At 68.4% G+C, this 13,683-nt stretch carries 15 protein-coding genes; 10 read left to right on the forward strand and 5 right to left on the reverse strand.

Annotation, left to right across the window (positions count from 1 at the left end; genetic code table 11):
- Positions 1–228: 228 nt before the first annotated feature.
- Positions 229–657: a divalent cation tolerance protein CutA gene (cutA, locus tag AB0H36_RS17235; protein WP_360523407.1), complete on the reverse strand. Its 429-nt coding sequence runs from the start codon at positions 655–657 to the stop codon at positions 229–231.
- 161 nt (positions 658–818) lie between these two features.
- Here cutA and AB0H36_RS17240 point away from each other — a divergent pair, with 161 nt between their 5' ends.
- Together AB0H36_RS17240 and AB0H36_RS17245 are read left to right on the forward strand one after the other, a co-directional pair.
- On the forward strand, positions 819–1,304 hold the full coding sequence (locus AB0H36_RS17240) for a DUF6326 family protein (protein ID WP_360523410.1): 486 nt from the start codon (positions 819–821) through the stop codon (positions 1,302–1,304).
- A gap of 368 nt (positions 1,305–1,672) precedes the next feature.
- Complete coding sequence (locus tag AB0H36_RS17245) at positions 1,673–2,563, forward strand: aminoglycoside phosphotransferase family protein (protein ID WP_360523813.1); 891 nt, start codon at positions 1,673–1,675, stop codon at positions 2,561–2,563.
- Here the strand turns inward: AB0H36_RS17245 and rarD are convergent.
- Complete coding sequence (rarD, locus tag AB0H36_RS17250) at positions 2,560–3,501, reverse strand: EamA family transporter RarD (RefSeq protein ID WP_360523413.1); 942 nt, start codon at positions 3,499–3,501, stop codon at positions 2,560–2,562. The genes AB0H36_RS17245 and rarD overlap by 4 nt on opposite strands.
- A gap of 87 nt (positions 3,502–3,588) precedes the next feature.
- On the opposite strand from rarD, the gene AB0H36_RS17255 reads away from it, so the two are divergent.
- Positions 3,589–4,479 (forward strand): LysR family transcriptional regulator, encoded by an 891-nt coding sequence (locus tag AB0H36_RS17255; protein ID WP_360523416.1) that lies wholly within the window; start codon positions 3,589–3,591, stop codon positions 4,477–4,479.
- Here the strand turns inward: AB0H36_RS17255 and AB0H36_RS17260 are convergent.
- Positions 4,461–5,081: a dihydrofolate reductase family protein gene (locus AB0H36_RS17260; RefSeq protein ID WP_360523419.1), complete on the reverse strand. Its 621-nt coding sequence runs from the start codon at positions 5,079–5,081 to the stop codon at positions 4,461–4,463. The genes AB0H36_RS17255 and AB0H36_RS17260 overlap by 19 nt on opposite strands.
- 213 nt (positions 5,082–5,294) lie before the next feature.
- Here AB0H36_RS17260 and AB0H36_RS17265 point away from each other — a divergent pair, with 213 nt between their 5' ends.
- The 4 genes from AB0H36_RS17265 to AB0H36_RS17280 all read left to right on the forward strand — a co-directional run bounded on the left by AB0H36_RS17265 (position 5,295) and on the right by AB0H36_RS17280 (position 8,565).
- Positions 5,295–5,822, forward strand: coding sequence for a helix-turn-helix domain-containing protein (locus AB0H36_RS17265; protein WP_360523422.1), 528 nt, complete (start codon positions 5,295–5,297; stop codon positions 5,820–5,822).
- Positions 5,819–7,060, forward strand: a complete 1,242-nt coding sequence (locus AB0H36_RS17270; RefSeq protein WP_360523425.1) for an MFS transporter — start codon at positions 5,819–5,821, stop codon at positions 7,058–7,060. Before AB0H36_RS17265 ends, AB0H36_RS17270 begins: the two co-directional genes overlap by 4 nt.
- Positions 7,061–7,134: 74 nt before the next feature.
- Complete coding sequence (locus AB0H36_RS17275) at positions 7,135–7,998, forward strand: DUF1028 domain-containing protein (protein WP_360523428.1); 864 nt, start codon at positions 7,135–7,137, stop codon at positions 7,996–7,998.
- 6 nt (positions 7,999–8,004) lie between these two features.
- On the forward strand, positions 8,005–8,565 hold the full coding sequence (locus AB0H36_RS17280; RefSeq protein ID WP_360523431.1) for a hypothetical protein: 561 nt from the start codon (positions 8,005–8,007) through the stop codon (positions 8,563–8,565).
- A 3-nt stretch (positions 8,566–8,568) separates the two neighbouring features.
- Here AB0H36_RS17280 and AB0H36_RS17285 read toward each other — a convergent pair whose 3' ends face one another.
- Entirely contained in the window at positions 8,569–9,789 is a 1,221-nt protein-coding gene (locus tag AB0H36_RS17285; RefSeq protein WP_360523434.1) for an MFS transporter, read from the reverse strand.
- Positions 9,790–9,902: 113 nt separating this feature from the next.
- Between AB0H36_RS17285 and AB0H36_RS17290 the strand changes: the two genes are divergently transcribed.
- From AB0H36_RS17290 to AB0H36_RS17300, 3 genes are all read left to right on the forward strand, one after another.
- Positions 9,903–11,204, forward strand: a complete 1,302-nt coding sequence (locus tag AB0H36_RS17290; protein ID WP_360523437.1) for an amidohydrolase family protein — start codon at positions 9,903–9,905, stop codon at positions 11,202–11,204.
- Between the two features lie 99 nt (positions 11,205–11,303).
- A complete protein-coding gene (locus tag AB0H36_RS17295; protein ID WP_360523441.1) occupies positions 11,304–12,272 on the forward strand; it encodes a ring-cleaving dioxygenase in 969 nt (322 codons plus the stop codon).
- On the forward strand, positions 12,269–12,895 hold the full coding sequence (locus tag AB0H36_RS17300) for an alpha/beta hydrolase (protein ID WP_360523444.1): 627 nt from the start codon (positions 12,269–12,271) through the stop codon (positions 12,893–12,895). Before AB0H36_RS17295 ends, AB0H36_RS17300 begins: the two co-directional genes overlap by 4 nt.
- A gap of 12 nt (positions 12,896–12,907) precedes the next feature.
- Here the strand turns inward: AB0H36_RS17300 and AB0H36_RS17305 are convergent, their stop codons facing one another.
- The gene (locus AB0H36_RS17305; protein WP_360523447.1) at positions 12,908–13,663 is read right to left on the reverse strand and encodes a DUF4118 domain-containing protein; all 756 of its coding nucleotides are present in this window, start codon (positions 13,661–13,663) and stop codon (positions 12,908–12,910) included.
- Between the last annotated feature and the right edge of the window lie 20 nt (positions 13,664–13,683).

Consider the following 13,683-nt stretch of genomic DNA (forward strand, 5'->3'; position numbering starts at 1 on the left):
TCGTGGTCACCCCCGACGCGAACCAGGACCAGACGGTCGACTGGCAGGACGGCGCGATCGCGTTCCGCTCGATCATGACCGGGCCGAAGGGCGGCCCTTCGTCGCGTCCTGCACCGGCGGCTCCCGCCCACCCATGGGGCCTCGTGCCGTCGCCCGCTTTCGACTACACAGTGGTCGGGGGCCAGTGTGGACACCTTGCTGTGGCGCAGATGGGCCTGCGGGCCTTGACTACTCCTTCGCCGTGGAGCTTTCGAGCCAGGCCAGGTATCCGACCGATCCGGTCACGATCGGAGTTGCGGCGATCTCGGGGTTGTCCCACGGATGCTGGGCGAGGAGGAGTTCCTCGAGTTCGGAGTAGCGGGCCTCTGTGGTCTCGAACAGGACCTGCGACTCGTCGCCTTCGCCGTATTCGCCCGCATGCCAGAACACCGACACGACCGGACCGACGACTTGGGCCCAGCCGCGAGACCGGCTCGCACAGCCGCTCCGGCCAGCCTCACGGCGTCGTCGCGAGTTGGAAGCCAAGCCCGGCCGAGCGATGCCCTCGACCAAGGCGGCGGCCGCGAACACGCCCACCAGCAGCCAGTCGAGCCGACCGATGGGTGGGGCGTCAGCAGGCCGCGGCTCATGCCAGATGGAGCGCCAGACAGTGACCACGGCTCCAGCCTAGGGGTCGGCGCGCCTCGGCGTACCGCCGAAAGAACGAGAGCCAGACCATGCTATCGGCCAGGCGAACCCCAGCCTCCGGGCCGAGGCGCCCGCTGCCGGGCTCAGCGATCGTGGACCTACCGATCCTCGCCACAACAACGGAGCCCATGATGAGAACACCTCAACCCACCACACTGGAAGACCAGCCGATCCCGGTGAGAGCCAAGCTCGCCGCAGCGTGGACAAGCTTCATGTTCCTGTACGTCTACGTGGACATTCTCAACTTCTTCACGCCCGGCGTCATCGAAGACATTCTCGACGGCAAGGTCTTCGAGTTCGACCTCTCCCAGACCTTTTCGACCACGGCGCTGACCCTCGTGGCCATCCCGATCCTCATGGTCGTGCTGTCGATGACGCTGCCCGCCCGGGCGAACCGCATCACGAACCTCATCGTCGCCTCGCTCTACGTCCCCGTCACGGCATTCAACGCCGTGGGCGAGTCCTGGCTGTACTTCTACGGCCTTGGCATCGCACTGGAATTGATCCTTCTCGCCCTCATCGTGCGGTACGCCTGGACCTGGCCCCGCACCGCACCGTCGGCGATCATGGCGACCAGCCCGGACCGTGAAACCGTTCGCGCCCAGCCACAAGCGTGAACCCACAGCAGTCCCCATCCTGTCCGGAGCCATCTGCCTCGGAGCCGCGCTGTGGGCCTCCTGGCGGTGGGACACCAACTACCACTGGGACGTCGCGTGGGGGCCTTCCAAGGCCCCTACCCAGGAGGTCCCTGGTCATGATCACCACACCAACCGTGTCCGGGAAACCGGGTCAGGCTCCCACGGGTCTATCCTGCGAGCTGTACCACTAATCGGCTCTCACAGCACCTGGACCGATCCTCGGGGGCCCGTCACTTTCACCGGCCGGCGCGACAAATCAGTCGCGGGTGGGGGCGTCCGGGTGGTGGGGTGGCACGGTGATCAATCGTGGTGATCTGGGGGCTGTACGGCCGTTGACGTTGGAGTGGGTGGGGCGGCAACTGGGGGTTGGGGAGGGGGTCGTCAAGGTCGAGGCGCTGCATGGGGGGATCAGTGCTGAGATGCGGAGGTTGACGATTGGCTCCCGGGACGGCGGGACCCGTGAGTTGGTGCTGCGGAGCTTTGTTGACGTGGAAGGCGCCGAGGAGTGGTTGAACCGGGAGGCTGGGGCGCTGACGATGCTCGCAGGGACCGGGGTGCAGGCTCCAGGTCTGGTTGCGGTTGATGCGACCGGCGCGCATTGTGAGTATCCGTCGCTGTTGATGACACATCTGGCGGGCCAGACAGTGCTCGACGACGACGGGCTGGAGACGCGTGTCCCTATGCTCGCCCGTCAGCTCGTGGCGATCCATGCGTTGCGTCCCGTCGAGCGGCCTGGGAAGTACGTGGCGCTGACGACGGCCGACACCGTCGTGACTCCGGAAGGCGCCGACGAGGATGCATGGGCGGCGGCGATCGACACTATCCGCCGGCCGGCACCGCCGTACGAAGGGCGCTTTTTGCACCGGGACTTCCAGCCCGGCAACGTGCTGTTCAACGGGGCGGCAGATGCCCGGATCACCGGCGTCGTCGACTGGGCATCGACGTCCTGGGGCCCGGCGGATCTCGATGTCGCGCACTGCTCTGTCAACCTCGCGCTGCTGCACGGCCCGGCGTGGGGTCTGCGGTTCGCCGAGGCATACGAGCAGGCCGGCGGCGTACTGGCCGCGACCGCAAGCGAGCGACTGTACTGGCTCGTGCGGGACGCCCTCGCCTCCTCAGAAGAAGTGCAGCAGGTGTCGCAGCCCTGGCGAGAGGCAGGCAGAACAGACCTGACAACCCGAGCCGTGGAGCAACGCCTGGACGCCTACGTCACCACCCTGATGAACACGCTGGGCTAAGGACAAGGTTGTGGGGTGGGGGTGCGGAGTTTGTGGAGGTGGTGGAGGGTGCCGCCGGAGAAGATTGCAAGGGCGGTCCAGATGAGGGCGAAGCCGAGGAGGCGGGCGGGGGGCATGGGTTCGGCGTACAGGTAGACGCCCAGGAGGAACTGGATGGTGGGGGTCAGGTACTGGAGGAGGCCCAGGTAGGTGAGGGGGATTCGGGTGGCGGCGCCGGCGAAGAAGAGGAGGGGGATGGCGGTGGCCGGGCCGGCGGCGATGAGCAGGAGCGTTGTCGTCCAGCCGGCGTGGATGAACGCGGCGCGGCCGGCCAGGTCGAGCCAGATCAGGTAGCCGAGGGTGAAGGGGAGGATGATCGTCGCCTCGACGGCCAGGCTTTCGACGGCTCCGGTGGCTGCCTTCTTCTTCAGTACGCCGTACGTCGCGAAGCTGACCGCGAGCCCAATCGCGACCCATGGCACGCGGCCGTAGTCGATCGTCAGCCACGCCACCGCCGCCACGGCCAGGTAGATCGCGAACCACTGCGGTCGCCGGAGGCGCTCCCGGAACAGCAGGACGCCGAGCATGACTGTGACGAGTGGGCTGATGAAGTAGCCGAGCGAAGTCTCGACCACCCGCTCGTTCTGGACGCCCCAGATGTACATGTACCAGTTGAAGGCGATGATCACCGCGGCCGCGGCGAGCAACCGTAGAGCTGCGGGGCGCTGCCGAAGGTCGCGCCACCAGCCGGCCCGGGGACGGACCCACAGCAGCAGCGCGCAGATCCCGAGCGCCCACACGAACCGGTGGGCGAGCGCCTCGACCGCGCCGACGTTGTCGAGAAGACGCCAGTACAAGGGAAACAGACCCCAGATGCCGTAGGCGGAGGCGCCGAAGATCAGGCCCTTGTTGAGGGTCGCCTGACTGTCGGGCGCTTGTACTGAGGTGTGTGCTGACATCTTGGGCCTCCTTCACGATCAGCATGGATCGATGGATTGATGACGTCTAATGCCAAATTTTGAAAATCGCATTGATATCTTTGATCTATGCTGAATCTGGTCCATCTGAACGTTCTGGCCGCGGTGGCGCGGCACGGGTCGGTGACCGAAGCCGCACGAGAGCTGCACTACTCGCAGCCGTCGATCAGCCATCACCTGTCCCGCCTGGAATCGGCCACCGGCGTCAAGCTCGTGCAGCGCGTCGGTCGGGGGATCCGGTTGACGCCGGAAGGGCATCTGCTCGCCAACCGGGCCGCCGAGATCATCGGCCGCGTCGATGCGGCAACCAACGAGTTGGCGGCCCAAGTCGGGCTGCAGACCGGCCGGGTTCGCCTGGCCGCCAACGCTTCCGTGCTGAGCACGCTCGTGCCGAAGGCGGTGCCGATGGTGACTGAGGCGTATCCCGGGATCGAGCTCAGCCTGGTCGAGCGTCACCCGGTCGAGGCGCTGCAGATGCTGCGGCACGGCGAGATCGACGTCGCGCTGATCTTCCGGTACGCGCAGGCGCCGGTCGAGGCCGACGGATTCCGCCTCCTGCACGTCTGCGACGACTCGATCTATCTCCTGAGCCTGCAACCCGGCGACAGCATCGCGAACCATCGCGACTCACCCTGGATCGGCGGGTGCGAGCGGTGCCAGGAGGAAGTGGTCAACGTGTGCCAGTCGGAAGGTTTCTCCCCACGCTTCGCATCACTCAGCGACGACATCATCGTCGTGCAGTCTCTGGTCGCCGCCGGCGTCGGGGTGACGACGATCCCTGGCTTCGCGCTCGAAGCGCATCACCGGCCCGACATCCACAGCACTGAGCTGACCCACTTCCGCCGGCAGATCTGCGCCGTCACGTACGGCGAGCCGCCGGACCCGCCGGCCACGACCGCGCTGATCGAAGCCCTCCTGGAGGCCGGCCGACAACCGCGGGCTCAGCTCAGCACGCGATAGGTCACGTGCGTCACGAGACTCGCGCCGCGTGCCTTCACCTGCTCGAGTTTCAGTTGCGGAACACCCTCGAACAGCCGGGTGCCGGCGCCGAGCGTGAGCGGCGCGATGTGCAGCTGCAGTTCGTCGAGCAGGCCGGCCGCGAGGTACTGGTTGATCGTGGTCGCACCGCCCATGATCGCGACGTTGCCGTCCCCAGCCGCCTCGCGTGCCTGAGCCAGCGCCGACTCGATTCCGTCGGTGACGAAGTGGTACGTCGTACCGCCGTCCATCGGCTGCGGATCGCGGGCGTGGTGGGTGAGCACGAAGACAGGGGCGTGGTACGGCGGCTCGTCGCCCCACCAGCCGTTCCAGTCCCGGTCCCACTCGCCGCGCACCGGGCCGAACATGTTGCGGCCCATGATGAACGCCTTGGCGTTCAGCATCTCGTCGATCTCGGCCTGGTTCTCGTCGCGGGTCTCGGAGTACCAGGCGTGCAGCTTGTCGCCCCAGCCGTCGCCGCCGTCGTCGCCGAACGGGCGCTCCTCGGTCTGGTTGAGGCCGGCCGAGTACCCGTCGATCGAGATGGTGATGCCGGAGAGCACCTTGCCCTTACCTGTCGTCATGCTCCACTCCCTGGGCGGTCTCGCGCTGATCTTGCTGTCATGCTCCACCCTGGCCCGTGCCGCCGTATGACGTCCAATGCCAATCCCTGACAGAACTCATCGAGATCCTTGATATGTTCCCGGCAACCCTCGGACTGCCCAATAACTGTTTGACGGTTGATGCGGTCGTCGGGCAGGGTTACTGCCAAAGACTTGTTTGGGGGTGGAGGTGCGGTGACCGGTGACGATGTGCGGGAGCTGCGGGCGGTGGCCCATCCGGTGCGGTTGCGGATGCTCTCGTTGCTGACCGGGTCGGCGATGAGTGCTGCGGAGGTGGCCCGGGAGCTTGGGTTGACGCATGCGAATGCGTCGTACCACCTGCGGATCCTGCTCGAGTCGGGGACGGTTGTGGAGGCGGGGGAGGAGCGGATCCGGGGCGGGGTCGCGAAGCGGTACCGGTATCCGCACGAGGACCGCAGCCGGCGGCGTTCACCCGCGACGACGGAGAGCCGGATCGCCGAGGTGCGGGCGCTTGGCCGCGAGCTTGAGCGGCGGATGATGCAGCGTAAGCGGAGTGGACCGAGTCACCTCAGTGATCTCGACGGCTGGGTGGAGCCCGAGGTGTGGGAGCGCGTGCGCGAGCTCCTGGGGGAGGCGTCTGCCTTGATGCACGACAACAACAAGCCGCCGCGGACGCCGGGCACCGTCCATGTCAGCGCCACGTCCTGGACGTTCGAGATGACCAAGAAGGAGCGGTCATGAGCGAAGCACTCGCGCCGCTCCGCGAGCCGAACTTCCGCTACTACTGGATGTCCCGGCTGATCGACCGAGCCGGTACGACGATGGCCGGCGTCGCGCTCGCCTTCGCCGTACTCGAGGTCAGCGACTCGGCGTCCGCCCTCGGGACGGTCCTGGCCGCCTACAGCATTCCGATGGTCGTGTTCCTCCTGGCCGGTGGCGTGCTGGCCGACCGGTTCGGCCGAACCCTCGTGATCCAAGCGGCCAATGTCCTGTCGGGTCTCAGCCAGCTGGCGTCGGCCGTGCTGGTGATCAGCGGCACCGCCGAGGTGTGGCACCTGGCGGCGCTGGCCGCGATCAACGGCACCGCCAGCGCAGCGGGCATGCCGGCCCTGGCGGGCGTGCTCCCGCAACTGGTCCCACGTGACCAACTAAAGGCGGCGAACCTCGTACTCGCGGTACCCGAGAACGCACTGATGGTCCTCGGCCCGGCGGCCAGCGGCGTGCTCGTGGCCGTCGTTGGTCCGGGCTGGGCGCTGGCCGTGGACGGAGCGACGTACCTGCTTGCGACGTTGGCCCTGACTCGAGTGCGCATCCCGCGCCCGGACGGCGGACAGCACAGCCAGGGCGCTGTCGCCGACCTTCGCGCGGGCTGGACCTACCTCCGCAGCACCACGTGGCTCTGGGTGGTCGTCGCCGCGTTCTCGTTGCTCAATGCAATCGCCAGCGGGGCGTTCAACACCCTCGGCCCGGTGCTCGCGACCCAGACCGACATCGGCGAGGCTGGGTGGGGCCTGATCCGCTCGGCCCAGGCGGTCGGCTTCCTGGTGTGCTCGCTGATCCTGATCCGGCTCTCGCTACGCCGGCCGCTCCGGTGGGGAATGCTCGCGATGGCGCTCGCCGGGCTCCCAATGGTCGTGCTCGGCTTCGAGCCCGTGCTGGTGGCGGGGATGGCTGCCGCGTTCCTGGCCGGCCTCGGCAGCCAGGTCTTCGGGCTCGGCTGGGACCTGGCCATGCAGGAGCACGTGCCTGACGAGATGCTGTCCCGCGTCTACTCCTACGACATGCTCGGCTCGTTCATCGCGATCCCGATCGGCCAGTTACTGTTCGGTCCGCTCGGTCTGGCTTTCGGCATCCAGCGGGTCATGGTGATCGCCGGCTTGGCCTACATCGCCATCGCCATAGCGACACTCGCTTCGCGCTCAGTCCGCGACCTGCCGCGGGCGACCACAGTCACGACCGTCACCGCTCCTCAGCAGTGAGCACTCCGGGTGGCGATTGAAGACGCCTACACTGCTGTGCGCTGCTTGGACAGGACCGGCGACTGGAGCGTGGGATGACCTTTTCTGTGGTGGCGTTCGATGCGGAGTCCAGCTCTTGGGGGATCGCGGTTGCGTCGAAGTTTCTGGCGGTCGGCGCGGTGGTGCCTTGGGGGCGGGCCGGCGCTGGGGCGGTTGCTACGCAGGCGATGGCGAACCTGTCGTACGGGCCGGACGGTCTCGAGTTGCTCGCCGGTGGTGTTTCCGCTGAGCAGGCGGTCGCGCAGTTGACGGACGTGGACGACGAGCGCGAGCACCGCCAGGTCGGGATGGTCGACACTCACGGGCGCGGTGCGACGTTCACCGGCGGGTCGTGCCTGGACTGGGCCGGCGGGCGAGCCGGGGACGGATTCGCGGTTCAGGGCAACATCTTGGCCGGACCGCACGTGGTGGCGGCCATGGCTGATGCCTGGAAGGCAAGTGCTGGTGAGGCGTTTGAGCGGCGGCTGGTGGCGGCGCTGGCGGCCGGGGACCAGGCTGGTGGGGATCGGCGTGGTCGGCAGAGTGCGGCGCTTCGGGTGTGGCGGGAGGGCGCCGCGTACGGCGGGGTGCTCGACATCGCCATCGATCTGCGCGTCGACGACCATCGAGCGCCAGTCGACGAGCTTGGCCGCCTGCTGGACCTCCATGAGTTGTACTTCGGCAAGCCGGCGCCGGAGACCTTGCTGCCGCTGGAAGGCGACCTGGCCGCTGAGGTAGCCGCCCGCCTGGAAACCCTCGGTTACTCGACCGCCGGCGGGAACGGCGTAGTCGAGGCACTCGACACCTGGGCAAGCACCGAGAACTTCGAGGAGCGGCTCGTGGCCGGCAAGCTCGACCCAGTCGTGCTGGACCAACTCCGCCGCCAGGCAGACGAACGCAACGCTGGCGGGGCCTCCTGATGCGCGATGCAGTCTGACGATCTGGGGTTGCTGGCTCAGCTTGCGTGCATCCCTGCGGCCGAGCTGAGCGACGAGCACATTCGGTGGCAGGTCTATAGCCGGGTCCTGCCGTTGCCCGACGCGCATGACGTGCTCCGGAGGGCGCTGCTCGGCGAGCCAGTCCCAACCTTGGCGTCGGCCGTGGTGGTCGCGTTGTTCGACCACGTGCCGCCTGGTGACCGGGCCGGCTGGGTGCAGGTGCTGCCTGCCAATCTGCAGGTGTTTCCAACGCAGCGGATAGCGGAGCTGGCGGTTCTCGACAGGTACCAGACCCGTCCGCACGACGTTCAGGAGACGGCCACCGAGGCCGCTGGAGTCGAGCCGCTTGAGCCGGGGCTCGAGCGGGCGCTGCAGGTACTGCGAGACAACCCGGACCAACGGCCGAGGTTCGAAGCCGCACTCATCTCTCTGCTCAGTCCTGTCAAACCGGGGATGGTGGAGCTGGTCTCCTTCGTGATGCATGAGCTTCGGTGGGACGCCGTACGGGCGATGCACGACAGGCGGCGGCACCGGGACCTGGACGCCTGAGGGTCAGCGGACGCGGCGGGGGAGGCACAGGTAGGCGGCGAGGAGGCCGGCGGTGGCGGTCAGGGTCCAGAGGGTCCAGGGGGCCAGGGCGTAGAGGGCGCCGCCGATGAGGGGGCCGATGCCGGTGCCGGTGGTGTAGGCGGCGAAGTAGAGGCCCTGGTAGCGGCCGGTCATGCGTGGGGGAGTGAGGCTGCCCAGGTAGGCGTTGGCGACGGAGCTGGTCATCATCTCGCCGAGTGTCCAGATCAGGACCGTCGCGGCCAGCAGGATCAGGTCGGTCGCCAAGCCGGTGAGCGCGAGGCCGGCCCCGATGAGTACGTTGCCGATGGCAAGGACGTACGGGAGCCGGTACCGGGAGACCACGGCGGCGGTCGGCAGCTCCAGCGCCAGCACCACGAGACCGTTGAGCCCGATCAGCAGGCCGAAGTCGCGCGCCGTCAGGCCGACGTCGCTGACGTGCAAGGGCAGGCCGACGGTGGTCTGGATGTAGACGAACTCCGCGACCAGCGTCATCACCAGGAACCTCACCAGCGTGCGGTCGGCGAGCGCCTGCCGGTATCCGACCGCCTGCTCCGCCTCCGCCGATGACTCGTCCTGAGCGGGCCCTTGCTGGGGCCTATCCCGCAGCAGCACAGCCATGACCACGCCGAACAGCAGACACGCGACAGCGTTGCCCAGGAAGAGCTCCGTGTAAGACGTACTCGCCAGCACACCCCCGACCACGCCGCCCAGCGCAGCGCCGACGTTCATCGCGAACCGGAACACCGCGAACGCGGCGAGCCGTTGCTGAGGCGTCGACACGGAATCGAGCAGTACGGCGGCCGCGGCCGGCCGGTACACCTGCGACGTCACACCGATCAGTCCGACCACCGCGACGATGAGCGCGTACCTGCCGAGGAACGGCACGACCGCCGTCAGCGCCGAGGTGGGTAGCGCGGACACCACGATCGTCCAGCGGCGCCCGATCCGGTCGGTGAGGTAGCCGCCGACGGTGTTGCCGAGCACGTTGGCCAGGCCGGACACACCCAGCACGAACCCCGCGGCACTGGCGGAGTACCCGCGCCCGATCAGATAGAGCACGATGAACACCGGCAGGAAGTTGCCGACCCGGTTCACCATGACGCCGAGACTGACGATCCACACCCGCCCGGGCAGGGTGCGCAACGCGTCCCGAAATCGCGGTTCGACCGTACTCGTCGGACTGCTGTCGTCGACATCTCCCATGACGGCGTAATCTGCTCCTCTGAGGTAGGGCTCGCACATCGGGAGTACTCCCTATCCCGGCGCCGGCCGTCGTGGGTGATCGCGTCTAAGGCCTCGCGGTGCGACGATGAGGCGTGCGGTTGTCTTGGCGCCTTGGCGGGGTTGTCGTCGGGTGCGGGGCGCTTTTGCTGCTGCCGCTCGCCGCGACGAGTCCTGCTGCGCCTGAAGTGATCTACCGCAACGGGATCGTGCTCACGATGGACGACGGGCGGCCGCGCGCCGAGGCGGTTGCGGTGCGCAACGGACGGATCCTGGCGGTCGGCAGCGACGACGAGGTGCTGGCGTTGCGGGATCGCCCGACGCGCGTCGTGGATCTCGGCGGGCGGACGGTGCTGCCGGGGTTCATCGACTCGCACGCGCACTGGATCGGCGACGGAAGCATGATCGGGTACAACGCCGACCTGGCGATCGACGCGGCCCTCAGCCGGGGCTGGACCAGCATCAACGAGCAGTTCGTCAACTATCAGCGACTGGCCGACCTGCGTGCCCTCGACGCGGCCGGCCAACTCCGGTTGCGGGTCAACGCCTACCTGCCTGTCAACTTCGAGGACGAGAAGTTCGGGCAGTGGTTCCGCGGGTTCGAGCCCCGGCACGCGTACAGCCCGCACCTGCGGCTGGGCGGCATCAAGCTGTTCCTCGACCACGACTGGGGTACGCGGTTCCACTGGGACCAGACCGAGCTGGACGAGTACGTCCTGTCGGCGCACCGGCTCGGCTGGCAGGTGACCGCGCACGTGATCAGTGCGCAGGCGGTCGACCAGTACTTGACGGCGGTCGCGGGGGCACAGGCTGCGCAGCCGGTCCCGGACGCACGCCACCGTGCTGAGCACGTGATCCAGCTCCGGGACGATCAACTCACCAGGATGGCTGAGCTGGGAGTGATTGCCTCCATCCAACCCGGGATCCCGGGGGACCTGGCGACGGAGGCGGGCTTCCCCGAGTTGGTTGCTCGCGGCGAGACCCGCTGGATCGCGCGCTGGCGGGATCTGGTGGAGAGCGAGGTCCGCACCATCGGCAGCACGGACATCCCGTGGCTGGTGCTTGCAGTAGGCAACCAGATGCCGCACGGATCACCTCTCGAGGCGATCCATCAGGCGATGACCCGGCAGAGCTACCAAGGCCGTCCACCGGAGGACTGGCAGCTCGCGCAGCGCCTGACCGTCGATCAGGCACTGCGACTGTTCACCATCGACGCCGCCTACGGCACCTTCGAGGAGGACGTGAAGGGCAGTCTGGCTCCCGGCAAGTACGCCGACCTCGTGATCCTCGCGGACAACCCGACGACCGCCTCGGTGGATTCGCTACCGAACATCAAGGTCCTCGCGACCGTCGTCGGCGGTCGCGCGGAGTACTGCGCTGACTCCGCTCTGTGCTGATCCCGGGGATTCAGATTCGTGCTGTTCGGGCGTGGTCGCGGCGGACATCCGGTCGTACTGTCGAAGGGTTGGGCGTTCGCAATGGGGAGGGGTCGGGCGATGGTCGAGTCGGTCGCGCCGCACGGGCTGCACCATGTGACGGCGATTGCGGAGGATCCGCAGCGGAACGTGGATTTCTACACCAACGTGCTGGGGTTGCGGCTGGTGAAGCGGACGGTCAACTTCGACGCCCCGGACACGTATCACCTGTACTACGGCGACTCCTCGGGCCGGCCATCGACTCTGTTGACGTTTTTCCCGTGGCCGGGAGCGCCGTACGGCCGGCAAGGCACCGGGCTTACGACGGCGACCGCGTTCAGTGTCCCGCCGGAGTCGCTCGGGTGGTGGCAGAAGCGGCTGCGGGCGCTCGATGTCGATGCGGACGAGCCGGTTGCGCGCGCCGACGAGGAGGTGCTGCGGCTGCGTGATCCCGATGGTCTGGTGATCGAGTTGGTCGCGTCCGAGGGTGACAGCCGGTCGGGGTGGGACGGTGTCGCCTCGATCCCGTTCGACAGCGCCATCCGTGGCCTGTTCTCGGTCACGATGACGGAGAAGCTACTCGACCCGACGGCCGAGATGCTCGCGGGCATGCTGGGCATGAGCCACGGCCAAGACACCGCCGACGGGTCACGGTTCGTGATGTCGGGCGGCGCTCAGGGTACGGCGGTCGACGTCAAGCCCAAGAATGTGTCGCGCGGACTCCAGGCGGCCGGGACCGTGCACCACATCGCCTTCCGGGCGCCGGACGGTGAGACCCAGGCGAAGTGGCGCCTGGAGCTGATCGAGGCCGGTGTGCAGGTGACCGAGATCCTCGACCGGCGCTACTTCACGTCGATCTACTTCCGGGAGCCGGGCGGAGTCCTGCTCGAGATCGCCACCGACCAGCCGGGCTTCACGGTCGACGAGCCGCTGCTCGAGCTCGGCCAGCACCTGAAGCTGCCGCCCTGGCTGGAGCCGAACCGGGAGCAGATCCAGGCCTCGCTGCCGCCGCTGCGCGTGCCGCCCGCCCCGCGGCCGGTCGACGGATGAGTGAGGACCTGCTCCGGCGCCCACACGTCTGGCAACCGGGCACGTCCACGCCGCCGCTTCTGCTGCTGCACGGGACCGGTGGCGACGAGCACGACCTGCTCGTACTGCGCCAGCACCTGGCACCCGACGCCCCGGTGCTGTCACCTCGGGGCACGGTGTCGGAGCAAGGTATGTACCGGTTCTTCCGCCGGATCCGGGAGGGCGTCTTCGACGAGGACGACCTCCGCCGGCGCGCCGACGAGTTGGCCGGTTTCCTGACCGCCGCCGAGCAGAAGTACGACGTCCCGGCCGGCTCCTGGCTGGCGGTCGGCTTCTCCAACGGCGCCAACATGGCCTCCGCCCTGCTGCTGCGCCACCCCGAGTCGCTGGCCGGCGCCGTCCTGCTCGCCGCGATGGTCCCGTTCGCCGCCGACGAACCGCGGGACGACTCGCTGGCCGGCAAACCCGTCCTCATCGTGAACGGCGACCACGACCCGATGGCCACCGAAGCCCAAACCCGCCGTCTCACCGAACAACTCCGCCACCACTCCGCCGACGTCCACCTCCACCACTTCTCCGGCGGGCACACCATTGCAGCCGACCAGTTGCCCCACATCAAGTCCTTCATCGACGCGATGGACTGAAGCGGCACCCGGTCAGGTTGGGCGGTGGTGGGTGGCGAGGGCGGCGCCGACCTGGTCGGCCAGGGCTACTGCGACCTGGCGCTGGGCGAGTGACGGGCGGGCCAGCCGGGTGGACGCGACCAGGACGAAGCGGCCGCGGGTGATGCCGTCGTGGTGGACCCGGAGCTCGATCTCGCAGTCGGTGGGCAGGCCGAAGCGTTCGACCTCGAGCTCGCGACCTCGCCGTACGACGGAGCCGTCACGGACGAGGGCGGCCGGGGCCTCGTCTCGGGTGTCGCTGTCGAAGTAGCAGTCGTCCACGCCGAGCAGGTCCACGAGCTGGTCGGCGACGTGCACGATGACGCCCTCGGTGTGTGAGCTGCCGGCCGCGACGATGCCCGCCGTACGGAGAATGCCGTCGAGGTACACCTGCTGCTGGTCCGCCCGGACCTGCCGCCGCCGGCTCCAGAGGATCTCCGCCGCCGCGATGCCGACGACGGAGAGCAGCGCGGCGGTGGCGATGTCCGCCCCGTCGGTCATGGTGAACTGCTGGTACGGCTGCGCGAGGAAGAAGGCCCAGCACACCGTGCCGGACAGGGCGGCGATGATCCCCGCGCGCCGGATGCCGGTCGCCGCGGCGGCGATGACGACCAGGACGAGCACCAGGGCCGCGTTGGTGTTCTCGATTCGGGCCCGGAACGGCACCGTCGCCGCGCAGACCAGCGCGGGAACCGCTGCCGCTCCCGCGACCACGGCGGCGTGCGCGCGCGGGGGGAGGTGGACTCGCATCCCCCAATGATGGCGGGTCG

The organism is Kribbella sp. NPDC050820 (genome assembly GCF_040653975.1).
In the GTDB taxonomy this organism is placed as follows: Bacteria; Actinomycetota; Actinomycetes; order Propionibacteriales; family Kribbellaceae; genus Kribbella.

Coding starts and splice junctions, on each gene's coding strand:
- AB0H36_RS17300 (WP_360523444.1), top strand. CDS start 12,269: ATGAGTGAGGACCTGCTCCGGCGCCCACACGTCTGGCAACCGGGCACG.
- AB0H36_RS17255 (WP_360523416.1), top strand. CDS start 3,589: ATGCTGAATCTGGTCCATCTGAACGTTCTGGCCGCGGTGGCGCGGCAC.
- AB0H36_RS17285 (WP_360523434.1), bottom strand. CDS start 9,789: ATGGGAGATGTCGACGACAGCAGTCCGACGAGTACGGTCGAACCGCGA.
- AB0H36_RS17260 (WP_360523419.1), bottom strand. CDS start 5,081: ATGACGACAGGTAAGGGCAAGGTGCTCTCCGGCATCACCATCTCGATC.
- AB0H36_RS17280 (WP_360523431.1), top strand. CDS start 8,005: ATGCAGTCTGACGATCTGGGGTTGCTGGCTCAGCTTGCGTGCATCCCT.
- rarD (WP_360523413.1), bottom strand. CDS start 3,501: ATGTCAGCACACACCTCAGTACAAGCGCCCGACAGTCAGGCGACCCTC.
- AB0H36_RS17305 (WP_360523447.1), bottom strand. CDS start 13,663: ATGCGAGTCCACCTCCCCCCGCGCGCGCACGCCGCCGTGGTCGCGGGA.
- AB0H36_RS17240 (WP_360523410.1), top strand. CDS start 819: ATGAGAACACCTCAACCCACCACACTGGAAGACCAGCCGATCCCGGTG.
- AB0H36_RS17270 (WP_360523425.1), top strand. CDS start 5,819: ATGAGCGAAGCACTCGCGCCGCTCCGCGAGCCGAACTTCCGCTACTAC.
- AB0H36_RS17275 (WP_360523428.1), top strand. CDS start 7,135: ATGACCTTTTCTGTGGTGGCGTTCGATGCGGAGTCCAGCTCTTGGGGG.
- AB0H36_RS17295 (WP_360523441.1), top strand. CDS start 11,304: ATGGTCGAGTCGGTCGCGCCGCACGGGCTGCACCATGTGACGGCGATT.